At 37.1% G+C, this 11755-nt stretch carries 18 protein-coding genes; 15 read left to right on the top strand and 3 right to left on the bottom strand.

All coding sequences use genetic code 11. The annotated features are described in order from the left end of the window. Positions 1-5: 5 nt before the first annotated feature. The 7 genes from MKX29_RS05370 (at position 6) to MKX29_RS05340 (ending at position 5291) form a co-directional block, all read left to right on the top strand. Entirely contained in the window at positions 6-935 is a 930-nt protein-coding gene (locus tag MKX29_RS05370; protein ID WP_341104505.1) for a hypothetical protein, read from the top strand. A 96-nt stretch (positions 936-1031) separates the two neighbouring features. After that, positions 1032-1814: a tyrosine-protein phosphatase gene (locus MKX29_RS05365; RefSeq protein WP_281202902.1), complete on the top strand. Its 783-nt coding sequence runs from the start codon at positions 1032-1034 to the stop codon at positions 1812-1814. A 212-nt stretch (positions 1815-2026) separates the two neighbouring features. After that, positions 2027-2836 (top strand): glycerophosphodiester phosphodiesterase, encoded by an 810-nt coding sequence (locus MKX29_RS05360; protein ID WP_095370651.1) that lies wholly within the window; start codon positions 2027-2029, stop codon positions 2834-2836. 126 nt (positions 2837-2962) lie between these two features. Further along, the gene (locus MKX29_RS05355) at positions 2963-3505 is read left to right on the top strand and encodes a GNAT family N-acetyltransferase (protein WP_341104500.1); all 543 of its coding nucleotides are present in this window, start codon (positions 2963-2965) and stop codon (positions 3503-3505) included. Beyond that, complete coding sequence (locus MKX29_RS05350; RefSeq protein ID WP_341104498.1) at positions 3502-3957, top strand: GNAT family N-acetyltransferase; 456 nt, start codon at positions 3502-3504, stop codon at positions 3955-3957. Before MKX29_RS05355 ends, MKX29_RS05350 begins: the two co-directional genes overlap by 4 nt. A gap of 4 nt (positions 3958-3961) precedes the next feature. Continuing rightward, positions 3962-4504: a histidine phosphatase family protein gene (locus tag MKX29_RS05345; RefSeq protein ID WP_341104496.1), complete on the top strand. Its 543-nt coding sequence runs from the start codon at positions 3962-3964 to the stop codon at positions 4502-4504. Between the two features lie 181 nt (positions 4505-4685). After that, positions 4686-5291: a uridine kinase gene (locus MKX29_RS05340; RefSeq protein ID WP_341104495.1), complete on the top strand. Its 606-nt coding sequence runs from the start codon at positions 4686-4688 to the stop codon at positions 5289-5291. Between the two features lie 405 nt (positions 5292-5696). Here the strand turns inward: MKX29_RS05340 and MKX29_RS05335 are convergent, their stop codons facing one another. Then, positions 5697-6194, bottom strand: a complete 498-nt coding sequence (locus MKX29_RS05335) for a hypothetical protein (protein ID WP_224938967.1) — start codon at positions 6192-6194, stop codon at positions 5697-5699. A gap of 340 nt (positions 6195-6534) precedes the next feature. Between MKX29_RS05335 and MKX29_RS05330 the strand changes: the two genes are divergently transcribed. The 3 genes from MKX29_RS05330 to MKX29_RS24460 are packed head-to-tail and all read left to right on the top strand — an operon-like array spanning position 6535 to position 7445. Beyond that, positions 6535-6903: a VOC family protein gene (locus MKX29_RS05330; RefSeq protein ID WP_224938966.1), complete on the top strand. Its 369-nt coding sequence runs from the start codon at positions 6535-6537 to the stop codon at positions 6901-6903. Next, a complete protein-coding gene (locus tag MKX29_RS05325; protein WP_341104491.1) occupies positions 6900-7079 on the top strand; it encodes a hypothetical protein in 180 nt (59 codons plus the stop codon). Before MKX29_RS05330 ends, MKX29_RS05325 begins: the two co-directional genes overlap by 4 nt. Next, on the top strand, positions 7080-7445 hold the full coding sequence (locus tag MKX29_RS24460; RefSeq protein ID WP_425389321.1) for a GNAT family N-acetyltransferase: 366 nt from the start codon (positions 7080-7082) through the stop codon (positions 7443-7445). It begins immediately after the preceding gene. Here the strand turns inward: MKX29_RS24460 and MKX29_RS05320 are convergent. Beyond that, positions 7386-8579 (bottom strand): MFS transporter, encoded by a 1194-nt coding sequence (locus tag MKX29_RS05320; protein ID WP_341104489.1) that lies wholly within the window; start codon positions 8577-8579, stop codon positions 7386-7388. The genes MKX29_RS24460 and MKX29_RS05320 overlap by 60 nt on opposite strands. Positions 8580-8813: 234 nt before the next feature. Between MKX29_RS05320 and MKX29_RS05315 the strand changes: the two genes are divergently transcribed. The 4 genes from MKX29_RS05315 to MKX29_RS05300 all read left to right on the top strand — a co-directional run bounded on the left by MKX29_RS05315 (position 8814) and on the right by MKX29_RS05300 (position 10650). Beyond that, on the top strand, positions 8814-9392 hold the full coding sequence (locus tag MKX29_RS05315; protein ID WP_341104487.1) for a histidine phosphatase family protein: 579 nt from the start codon (positions 8814-8816) through the stop codon (positions 9390-9392). Continuing rightward, positions 9382-9837: a hypothetical protein gene (locus tag MKX29_RS05310; RefSeq protein ID WP_341104486.1), complete on the top strand. Its 456-nt coding sequence runs from the start codon at positions 9382-9384 to the stop codon at positions 9835-9837. Before MKX29_RS05315 ends, MKX29_RS05310 begins: the two co-directional genes overlap by 11 nt. 69 nt (positions 9838-9906) lie before the next feature. Continuing rightward, positions 9907-10338 carry a hypothetical protein gene (locus MKX29_RS05305; RefSeq protein WP_224938961.1) on the top strand — a complete coding sequence of 144 codons (432 nt, stop codon included), beginning with the start codon at positions 9907-9909 and terminating at the stop codon, positions 10336-10338. Continuing rightward, on the top strand, positions 10339-10650 hold the full coding sequence (locus MKX29_RS05300) for a hypothetical protein (protein WP_341104484.1): 312 nt from the start codon (positions 10339-10341) through the stop codon (positions 10648-10650). An 8-nt stretch (positions 10651-10658) separates the two neighbouring features. Here MKX29_RS05300 and MKX29_RS05295 read toward each other — a convergent pair whose 3' ends face one another. After that, a complete protein-coding gene (locus MKX29_RS05295; protein WP_224938959.1) occupies positions 10659-11249 on the bottom strand; it encodes a hypothetical protein in 591 nt (196 codons plus the stop codon). Positions 11250-11368: 119 nt separating this feature from the next. Here MKX29_RS05295 and MKX29_RS05290 point away from each other — a divergent pair, with 119 nt between their 5' ends. Further along, positions 11369-11665: a hypothetical protein gene (locus MKX29_RS05290; RefSeq protein ID WP_341104481.1), complete on the top strand. Its 297-nt coding sequence runs from the start codon at positions 11369-11371 to the stop codon at positions 11663-11665. Positions 11666-11755 lie beyond the last annotated feature (90 nt).

Here is an 11755-nt window from a genome sequence, read left to right as displayed (position 1 = left end):
AAAAAATGAGGACATGGAGAGTAGGAACCTTTTCAATGGGGGCATCACTTTTATTTTTAGGCGTATATTTGCTTCTTTCACAAATATTTAAGTTGGATGTCTCGAGTATACTTATTTCATGGTGGCCGATTATATTTGTTATTTTAGGCGGCGAAATCTTGCTATATTTATTCTTCTCAAAACAAGAAAAGCCTTACTTAAAGTATGATATCTTTAGCATTTTCTTTGTGGGTGTGTTAGGAACAGTTGGTATTACCATTGCACTTCTTAGTATGACAGGTATTGTTGATAAAGTGAGTGCCAACATGGACCTTGAACATAGAACAGGTGATTTACCAACATTCGATTTTGCTATGAATAATGATGTGAAAAGAGTCGTTGTTGATTCAGGCTCAACTGGTATAAGTGTGGAAGGATCGACAGGAAAGGAACTGTCTGTATTTGGTACGTACACTGCCACCCAATTAGAGAAAAAACCATTAATTACGGATGTTGAAGATTATATGACAACTACTGTAAAGGGAGATACCTTATACATTGCATTTAAGGAACTACCACGTGAGTCAATTGCAATGTTTCAAAATTATAGTACTTTGGATCCGACACTTGTGATTCCACAAGATGTGACACTAGAAATTGACGGGAATTATAACGAAATTACGATGAAGCCTCGTCAACTCACAGCAGATTGGGACGTGAATAACAGTTCTGCAGTGAATGTGTACATGAGTAAAAACAGTAATGCCGAGCTTGTTTTATCAGATGTTGGTGACTTTAACTCTGAAAAAGAACCAAATAATATCGTTTTTACAGAAAAACAGGATGAATATGATGAACAACAGAGAGTAGAGAAAGCCATGTTTAAGTATGGCGATGGTAAATATACCATTTCAATCAATAATAGTGATTACTTGCAAATAAAAGATAAAGAGTGATTTGAGGAGAAGCCGGCTTATAGTCGGTTTTTTTTGTTTTCTTAAACTTCAAGATGTTAAAATGAATTATTAAAAGCGTAGTTAGGAGAACAATTGATGACGACGATGGAATGGGAACGACTAGAAGGGGTATATAACTTCAGAGATATCGGAGGACTTGTTACGAGCAACGGACTAAGAATGAAATCAGGTCTGCTTTACCGATCAGATGAACTGTCTCGTTTGACTGAAGCGGATATGAATCTTTTTCGAAAGTTGAATATAAAAACAATCTGTGACTTAAGAACGGTGTCAGAAGGAGAATCAAAGCGAGCGAAAATTCATGAAGAACAACATCTCTCAGTAGTGAAAATTCCTATTCAAGACCCTAGTTGGGAATTAACGCGAAAAGGGATGCTTAAATTTTTACTAACCGGTGCGAGGCATATGAACTTTGAAGAGTTGATGCTTAAAATGTATCAGCATATGGCGTTCGGTTGCCAAAGGGAAATTAAACAAATCTTTGACCTGATAGTGGAAAAGGAGCACGCTCCACTGCTTATTCATTGTACAGGAGGTAAAGACCGGACAGGTTTTATGTCATCGTTAATTCAATTAACAGCGGATGTTCCATACGATATGGTCATGAAAGAATACCTTCAATCCAATGAATTGATTGCGCCCAGAATGAAGAAAACCGCAAAAGCACTAAAGATAGCTAGCCTCTTCCGTTTGAAGGAAACAGATATTCAACCAGTGCTTGAAGTACGAGAAGCCTATCTTGAACAAGCCTATAAAGCCATATTTTCTAAATATGATACAATCGAGGACTATCTTATGAAGGAATGCTCAGTTGAGAGCGAGGTTATAGAGAAGTTAAGAAGAAGGTTATTGGATTGATTAGATGATACGGAGAATGATGGGAAGGGTGAAAGACTTCTCCTTTTCTCCGTTCTATGTATTTTTACTTACTCTCTTTGTAAAAAATTATAAGTAAATAAGACTGAATATTTTTACTTTAATATTATATCTTCTACACACCCTTTTTATATTCTCTTCAAGTTCCTCCTTTATCATTTGATTCGAAAGATAAAATAAAGGAGTTGGGGAATTTGAAGAAAGTATTACTTTTCTGTTTACTAGCGACAGTGATTTTTGTGACTTTGCCTTTTGGTGAGGCTGAGGCAAGTAGGAAAGAAAAAGAAATTGCGAACGTAGCGCATCGGGGAGCTTCGGGCTATGCACCAGAAAATACAATCGCAGCATTTGATTTAGCAGTTGCGATGGGTGCAGATTATATTGAGATTGATGTGCAAAGAAGTAAGGATGGCAAGTTAGTCATTTTACATGATACGACAGTCGACCGCACAACTGATGGAACTGGCAAAGTAGGTGACCTCGACTTTAAGGAGTTAAGACAACTAGATGCTGGTAGCTGGAAAGGGGAGGAATTTGCAGGAGAGAAAATTCCTAGTTTCGATGAAGTCCTCGATCGTTATAAAGGAAAAATTGGTATTCTCATTGAACTGAAAGCGCCCGAGTTATATCCTGGTATCGAGAAGCAAATGACGAAAGCATTAAAGAAACGGAAGATGGATAAACCGAAAAGAGAAGAAGTGATTGTCCAATCCTTTAACTTCGAATCTATGAAACTGGCAAATAAATTATTACCAAGAATGCCTATTGGCGTATTAACTTCCTCTCCTAACGATGTTAGTGATGAAGCGCTCAAAGCATTTCGGAAATATGCTGATTATTTTAACCCGAGTATCGGTCTTGTGAATGAAGAACTCGTCAAAAAGGTGAGAAAAAACAAAATGAAAATCCAGTCATGGACTGTTCGTACACCTGAAGCAGCACAATTCTTAAAAGAAATGAAAGTGGATGGCATTATTACTGATTATCCGGATTATGTATATTAAATAGTGGGGCAAGGGCGTTCTCAAACGTCTTTGTCTTTTTTAATTTCCAGAAAAGTAATTTATAGTAAAAATATTTAATGTTACGGTATACTTGAACAAAGTCAAGGAAGAAAGGTGTGATAAGGAATGCTTGCAAATGAACATTTATATTTAAGAAAGATGACTGTGGATGATATACCCATTTATCATAAATGGCGAAATGATTTAGATGTGATGACTTTTACGAGTTTAGATTTAGATAGATATACATATGAAGAAACAAAGGAGTTCATTGAGACAGTCATTCTCGGGGCGACGGATTCTAAATGCTATATCATTGAGGAGAAGAGTCATCAACGTCCAATCGGCATGATCTCATTAGTGAATATAGACATGAAAAATCGTAATGCTGAACTCATTATCGATATTGGTGAAAAAAATGAATGGGGTAAAGGTGTTGGTACGAGCGCCGTTCAAATCCTCTTAGAATATACTTTTATGGAGTTAAATCTTCACCGCCTTTCATTGAGGGTTTTTTCATTAAATAAGAGAGCACACCATGTTTACGAAAAATTAGGATTTATTGAAGAAGGTCGTGTGAGGCAATGTTTATTTAGAGAAGGCAAATGGTTTGATATGATCCATATGGGTCTATTACAGGAGGAATATATGAACAGGAGAACAGTATGAATATAAGGTCGTACAATCAACAAGATAAACAAAGAATCTTGCAATTATCATCTCGTTTGAGTGAGATTTCCTTTCTAGCACACCGTGATTCCGAGCAGATGCAGCAAAAACAATTGGAAATGGCACAGGCCTCCATTGATGAGAATAGTGATAATATATTTGTCGCAGAAGAAGAAGGTGTGTTTTTAGGATATATTGAATGTAAGGAAGAAGAGGATTATTTTTCAAAAGAAAAGCTAGCGTATATATCTGCTATCGCGGTCACTGCTGAAGGTGAGGGAAAAGGAGTTGGTAGGCAGTTGATGCGTTTTGCAGAAACTTGGGCACATGAAAGAGGAATCAAAGTCCTCGTTCTAGATGTGTTTTCCGATAATCAACGTGCCGTCCAATTTTACGAACATATCGGATATTCGCAAGAAATTGTGAAGATGACAAAAGTAATCGGGGGGTAATAAAGTGAAAGAAATCTATATCGTCAGACATTGCCAAGCAACCGGACAAGCACCGGATGCTGAACTAACCACAAGGGGTCAGCAACAAGCCGAAGAGTTAGAGTCATTCTTTCAAGACAGGCCAATTGATCGTATCCTCTCTAGTCCATTTTTACGTGCGACACAAACGATTGAACCGTTAGCCGAAAAAATCGGCGTTACAGTGGAAGTGGATAAACGTTTATCCGAACGTGTGCTGAGTACAACAAGCTTAGATGATTGGCAAGATAAGTTAAAGGCCACTTTCGATGATCTAGATTTATATTTTGCTGGTGGTGAATCAAGCAGACAAGCGATGGACCGAATCACTCAAGTCGTAGAGGAAATCCGAAGCAGTGAGGCCGAGCACACAATCATCGTAGCCCACGGAAATATTATTTCTCTACTACTAAAACAGTATCATGCTTCATTCGGGTTTGACGAATGGAAAGAATTATCGAATCCTGATGTTTATAGATTAAGTGAAAAGAAGGATGGATATAGTGTCGAGCGGATATGGAGTAAGTAATTCATTTTGTTACATCTACTAGCGATTACTTTTCTACTTCTTTGATTTTATAGCACGCTCACTTTTTTCGAGTATGTCATCAAGAAGGAATTACGAGAAGCGAGACAAATGGAGATAATGGCACTGCTTTCGTTACTTATGACGATTGTTGTTTGGTTTTTGGGTGGTTAGGAGAAGATGTATGACACCAATATTTAAACAGATTTTAATAGAGTTAGAGAAGAGGAACAAGACAGCCCCTTTCATCATAGCCATCGACGGCTTTGGAGGAGCAGGAAAAACCACATTTGCGAAAAAGCTACAGCAATACTTAACACCCTATTACAATGTGAAGCTTTTTCATTTAGACAATGCTATCGAACCTGCAGCTAGGAGGTATGGTACCGGCTATGAAGAATGGTTTGAATACTATTATTTACAGTGGGACATAAAGGAGATAAGTAATCAGTTTTTTACTAGAGTGAAAGAATGTGAGCGCAAAGTCTTTTTTCCTTTTTATGATGAGGGGAAAGACCGGACCATGATGCAATCGTATTCCATTGACTCTTTTGACATTATTCTTATCGAAGGTGTGTTTATTCAGAGAGAAGAGTGGCGACCATATATTGACTATAGTATATTCTTGCATGTTCCTAAAGAGGTCAGGCAAATCAGACTTATGGAGAGAGATAATGGCAGTAAGGATTTGTTACTTAAGTATCAGCGGCGTTATTGGCGTGCGGAAGATTATTATTGGACAACGGAGAAACCGCTTGAAGGATCTTCTCAAGTGGTGTTAGAGAATTGAAAATCAAGAAGGTGCAGAATGGAATTTCCTTTCGGAGACGGGATGTCGATTGTTTTACCTCCAATACCATATACCATTGCAATAATTGTAATTATTTTTTTATTAGTACGTTGGGCAAAAAAAACTTGAAACGGAAAAAATTAGAATTTTATTCTATTTTATAATCAGTACTTTTGTGCTACCGATTTATACAAGTTCTAGTGAAGAGGGATATTTTCAACTTTTCATACCAATGGGTTTTATCTTTATTCTTCTTCATTTAAAAACATCAGGGAAGTATCATCCCTCGAAATTAAAAGCCAGTATACTTGGATTCAGCCTGGCAGTGTATCAAATAGTGCTTCCATATATTTTACTTCTAAAGAAGGTTACTCTTTATCAGCAAAGAATAACCTTCTTTCTCATTTATTCCTCAGAAAAAACAAATCTTTCTTTCAGTGGACGTCCTTCATTGCCTTTTTCTGTCCAGGTGATTTCAACTTCAAGTTCTGTTGCTTTTTCAGCTAGGATAAAGTCTGTGAAATTATATGGGGAGCCATTATTTAATTGTGCGGCAAGCGTATGCTTTTGATCTTCTGAAATTTGCTTGCAATCCAATGCTTCCGGACAACCTTGTAGGGCATACTTTGTTGTGGATTTTGGTTCATTTCGGTACATTGAAATTTCAGCAGTTATGAGGTTGTTCTCTCCCATGTTTTCAACTTTTAGAGACCGTGTATCATAATGACCGAACTTGGATTGCTGTTTTGAATTATCGTCCACACCCTCACTTATTTCCACGGACCAACGTTGAGATGATTGCTCGACGGGTAAGGTGTCGAAGGTAAGGGCACTAACATTTGATACAAGGCCAATATAGATGAAAATGAAAAGTAATATGACTATTCTTCTTTTTTTACGCATATTGAACAGCTCCTTTTGTAATAAGATTCTTTTTATTATGTCGTTAGATGAAAGGAATATTCTTCTAAAAGTAGAAATATAAAGTTAAATAAAAGAAGGGATACGACTGATGGAATGGTCAGGTTGAGGCAAGTAGGTGTAAATGTCAGAATGCGTCACGGATGCAACTGTTCGTTCAAAAGGGTATGGAGGAAAGCTAATGCAATTGGTGAAACATGGAACCGACTATATCTGTCTTGAATCACTCTAGTCACGAAAAAGCAGCTCATCGTTTTACGAAGAAAAATGGACTTTCCTAATGGTGCTATTCTTTCGGAGAGAATGATAAAGGAGGTAAATTATGATTATAGGGATTCATCATGTACAATTAACAATTCCAAAAGGAGCAGAAGAAAAAGGCAAGCGGTTTTATTGCGAAGTTCTGCAATTAAAGGAGATTGAAAAACCAGCTTCATTGAAAGGGAGAGGTGGTTTTTGGTTACAAGTAGGTGACCGTGCCGTCCATGTTGGCACTGAAAATGGATTTGACAGAACGACTACAAAGGCACATATCGCTTATGAAGTAGATAATCTATCCTTTTGGAAGGAAGTATTATCGCAGCAAAACATTAGTTTAATAGAGGGTGTCCCTATTCCAGGTTTTGACCGCTTTGAATTTAGAGATCCGTTCGGCAATCGTGTAGAAATGATTGAAGAGATTAGTAAATGATGCCGTTGACGACTGAAAGATGTGTATTAACTCCGCTCTCTATAAAGCATCTTCCCACAATGGTGAAATTGTACCGTAATGCCGAGGTCCGAGAGTATCTTGGCGGGATAAGGACAATTGAAGAAGTAAAGGAGCAAATGGAGAATATGTTGATGAACTTATCATCGTATTATTGAATCGTATCAGAAAAGCATACACATCATCACTTAGGATTCATCGCTCTTACCCCCCACCATTGTGAGGCGGATATAGAAATCTCTTATCAATTTTTCCCTGATGGTTGGGGGAAAGGGTATGCAAGAGAGACCATCCATGAAGTGTTGGTGTTTGCTTTTTCTAATCTTAACGAGCAAAAGGTTGTCGCTGAAACACAAGTAGCTAACAAGCGGTCGTGTCAACTTTTAGAAAAACTTGGTTTCACTATTGATTGTTATATTGATCGTTTTGGAGCAAGGCAAGTGATTTATAAATTTGAAAAAAGCTTAAGTTGTAAGGTGTTTGCTAGAAACACGAGCCCCCTTAAAGAAGGAAACGATCGCTAAAAAGATAATGAGCCCAGCGATATAAAGGTAGATGTCCCTAGTTGGTAATGGCAAAGAGGCAAATAAAATCCCTAAAGGCATCGTTATTCTTAAAAAGAGGAGGCGGATGGCACTTAATTCTACTAATTGATCCCTAGGAGCCGCTCTTTGGAAAATGGCTACACTCTGTGCGTTGAATAATGGAAATAGTAAGCCGCCAAGTAGCTCGGAAACCAATGCAAAGGTTATGGATGGTGTGAGAGACAATAGCATAAAAGAAAGTCCGCCCCCAAACAACCCGAGATAAAGCGTTACATTGTTCTTAGGCAACTTCGCTAACAAGAATGTACCTAGTACATAACCAAGTGGAAAAGCAGCGGCAAATAGGGCATACTCCCAGGAAGTGCCGCCTAATTCTTCACGAAAAAATGGAATCTTTATCACCATTGTTGCTCCTACAGCAAACTGCACCGCTGAAGAGAGAAGGGTTAACTTCCATAAAGGGGGATAAGAAAAGAAGGTTTGATAGCCTGCTACGAATGCTGTGCGCCAACTTTTTTTATTTTTGTTAACTGAAGATCTTGTTGTTGTGGATGGCAATTGGTGTATTGTAAAAGCGCTGAGAAGAAAGAGCAATGTTGTGAGTAGATAAAGAAAGTGTAGAGGGAAGACAAGTAAGAAAAAAGAAGCGATTCCTGGTGCGATAAAGCTCATTAACCTTATCGTTGCATCAAGCGAACTATTGGCTGAGACAAGCTTGTTATCTTCACAATATATGGGTATTAAAGCGAATGAGATACTAGCATAAATTGGTTGCAATATACCGATTGTACATTGCAGAATGACAAGCACTACTATGGTTATATTGTTTATGCCTACTATGCTTCCTAATAAGGGTAAAAGATAGACAGCTGAGCGGAAGAGTTGGATGACAAATAACATTTTTTCTTTATTGATATTGTTTAAAAACGGGACACTCAAGCTTTGAATAAAGAGTGAAGGTAGGAAATAGCAGAGCCACATGGTTGCCATCCATTCCTTTGAACCTGTCAGCTCATAGAGTAATAAGCCATTAATAATGCCCCCGATGGACCCACCAAATTCAGAGATTAAATTTCCTAACCATAATATTTTAAATGACCGCGTATGAAACATGAATTGGCTCCTTTCCTTATAATGGATAAGTAGATTGTCTATATTCTATATTTTTAGAATTATTTATTCAATATATTTTGAATAAAAAGAAAAGGAATTTGTGTTTACTAAATAGAATATTTTTAAGAAGAGAATGTATCATTTAACTTTTAATGAAAGGCTTTAACTATGCGAATGATCCCTATGAGAAGGTGGACATAGGTAGAGTTAGGCAAGGAAAGAGAAGTGATAAGGATGGAAATTAACTTAATCAGACATGGCGCCTCCATTCATAAAGAGAATAAACGAATAAATGGGCAGCAGTATCGTTCGTGGGTAGAAGCTTATGATGAATCCGGAGTCGAACCAATGGAACAATATCCAGCACTGACAATCGAAAAGGTTCAAAAAGCACATACATTGCTGACGAGTGATTTGTTACGTGCGACGGCGACTCTTCATCATTTAGGTGGCAATCAAAATTATGCAGCTGATGCTCTTTTTCGGGAGGCAGAGCTTCCTCATATTTACTTAAGTAAGTTTATAAGGTTAAAGCCAAATCATTGGACACTCTTTTTAAGAATCGCATGGTTTTTAGGTGCCAAGCATGGGTGTGAGTCTTATCGTGAAGCTAAAGAGAGAGCTATTGCCGCGGCTGATGTTCTCATAAATGAAGCGCGAGAAAAAGGATCGATCTGTTTAGTCGGACATGGCATATTCAATCGCCTCATTGCTAGAGAGTTAGAAAAACGACAGTGGCACGGAATGATTCATCACACGCATTGGAGCTGTAGTACTTATATTTTGCCAAAGGGGGATACAATTGAAGCTTAAATATAGTCTGTTCATTTTCATGATAGTTTTACTTTTCGGATGCACAAAGAAATCTGCTTTCGAAGAATTTAAGGAAGAAATGTTAGCTAAACAATCGTCTTATCAAACTCATGTAGTGGCATATGAAGAAGCAAAGGAAGATAATCAAGCAGAAGAGATGTTAAAGGAACTAGAAATTTTATATGAAGAGGCAACGAAGCTAGCAAGTTTATACAGTCAATATCCGCCACCTGAAAATCTAACTGAAAGTATGTTATCCGTATTTGAAGGGGCGAGTGCCGACCTCTCTACAGCTTTCTCATTAAAGGCGGAGGTACATCAATTAGAGAAAGAAGTTTTAGAAACGGGATTAGATCAACAGGATGACATCAACCGATTAAAGATGGAAGCCAATGAGTTTGAACAATCGGGATTGAAAAAGCTTGATCGAATCGCAAGTTCATAATGGTAAAATTCATATAGTTTTCAAAATTATGTTATAATTAGGGTATCCAATTGCATGAGAGGTGGCAATATGTTTCGACGAAAATTGATTGCGGCTTCCATTACAAGCGTGCTTTATCCACTGACCTTAACTCTCATTTCTACAGTAGGAGATCATTCCTATTTCATAGAATTCCTTGGGTTTGTTATGATGTATAGCCTTCCAGTCATTTATATCTATGGAATAGCGACTTCTCTCGTTAGTGATTGGCTTGCCAGTTTACTTGCTAAAAAGAAAAATAAGTTAGCTATCATCCTTACCTTTCTCTTCCATACTATATTTGGACTCGTTCTCCTACATATTAGTTTAATTGCCGCATGGTTGTTTTTTGTTATCGATCGTTTGTTAAAAAGGAAGCAGGAAAACTATCAAACGAAGACAACGCTTTTAAGTTTTCTTTTACCGATATGCTTCTTTATATTCTTTCTAGTGTTAATCATGATGAATGAAAGGGGAGGTTAAATGGGCACAAGACCACAGGAACAGCAGGTAAACGTGTATGATAAAAAATTAACGATAAGGTTTGTTTTAAATATTTATGGCATTTTCGTTATTTTAGGTTTTATTTTATCGATATTTACCTCTCCCATTTCATTGAATGAGCAATTACAATTTGTTTATCATACAGAACATTTATTAAAAGAAGAAAAGGTTATCCAACTCATTATATTTTTGGTAATGGGTGCTATGATTTATTTCACGGCGGTCAATATTTTTTATCATCAACTAAGTAAACGTGAAGAAAACAGTGAGATAGATTCAGCTTCAGCTTAAGGAAATTATTAAGGCTGGGTATGGTCACTATGTTCTTTTTCATCTCGATCCCTATTCTCCATTGTTTCTTCTTGTTCATCAGTGTAAGCTCGTTGCTCATTACTTTGGCTATTTTTCTGTCTTAAATAATCGGAGCGCTCCCCGTAATAAATAAGGTCAAAAATCGCCCGACCGTTAGTAGGTTGACCATCTGGCAAATAAACAGGGACAATATCAAAAAATACATAATAAAAGCAATAAAAGATAAATGTTTGCCAGAAAATATTATTTGGTAAGACCCCTTCTAATACAAGCGAATTAGCAATAATCGCGCAACCACCTGTCGTTAAAATAGGAGAAGCATAAATGAACCCGTGCCAAAAGCGTCCGCTCGGATTTAATTCTTCATACTCCATCCAGCTATTCATAAAGAAGTATCTTCTCACTTCGATAGTAGGTATTTTAAATAATACCGGCCCACTTCCAATCACTAACTTCTTTTCTTTGCTCCCTAAAATGGTCGCTGCTAGGTAATACCCAAACTCTCGAACGATTGTTGTTAATGGCAAAATGATAATGGCAGATAATAAAAGTCTAAGCCAATCAAAAAGATCAAACACGATATATGCACACTCCCTAGCAAAAATATATAGTTTCTATTTAGGCTCATTTATCATGAATTAAACTTTTTCCTATACATTTTTTTTAAAAATAGATAGAAGGTAGGAGGTCACATAGGTTGGTGGAGATCATTCTTGCTTTATTCCTTTGTAGTATTTTAGTGGTCATTGGTGTATTAATTCAACGTAAGGGTAGTGTCAGTTTTATCGCTGGTTATAAAGAGGGAAGAGTAAGGAATGAAAAGAAGCTAGCCAATCGAATAGGGCTGACTGTTATCTTGTTTGCAGTGGAGTGCTTTTTACTTATTTTGATTCACTTATTACTCTTTCCGCTAAATGGTTTATATATTGGGATATTGGCGGTTGTTCATTTATTTGTTGTCTTTGCTTTATTTGTACAAGCGGTTATGGTTTAAATTGATAGAGATATGCGGACAATGTTTTTACTTTGTCCGTTTTTATTTCCTGTTTTTTTATAAAAGTAATCATTTTATTGAAACTATTTG

This window comes from Cytobacillus sp. FSL R7-0696, assembly GCF_038006865.1.
Lineage (GTDB): Bacteria > Bacillota > Bacilli > Bacillales > Cytobacillaceae > Cytobacillus > Cytobacillus kochii.
The sequence above is the reverse complement of the archived record's forward strand: the minus strand, read 5'-3'. Positions and strand labels throughout refer to the sequence as shown.